Below are 406 nucleotides of genomic sequence, written 5' to 3' on the forward strand. Positions count from 1 at the left end.
CCACCTGGTAAGAAATTATTATAAGCAGTCAAGCGAGACAGTACAGATTGATTGAAGCAGTCCTGTACTGTCTCGCTTGACTGCTTATAATAATTTCTTACCAGGTGGATGTCCGATCCGAAGCGTGCTATAACTGCGGAAATCTGAAATATAGTATAAGCAACAAGAAACAAGCCCGCCAAATCACTGCTTTCTATTTTCAGAATAACAATATTTGCAAGCAGCACGGCTACGGCGCCGATAATTCGAACGCATAGCAAGTGAAGTGATTTCGATTTCAGTATGTTCATTGTGGTCTTGGTAGCCAATTGTTTAAGCAGTTGACTTCAATAGCTTGATCGCTTTGGTGTCTGACCAAGTTGGCTGAGACAACCAGCAGGATCCAGGTCATATAGCAGCATATGGG

Annotated in this window: 1 protein-coding gene; it reads right to left on the reverse strand. The window is 42.6% G+C overall.

Annotated elements, in window-relative coordinates:
* The coding region (locus tag AC1DIS_RS30185; protein ID WP_477781327.1) for a hypothetical protein at positions 1-290 on the reverse strand (290 nt) is incomplete at its 3' end.
* Positions 291-406 lie beyond the last annotated feature (116 nt).

Source organism: Pseudomonas sp. 05N433, from assembly GCF_056396925.1.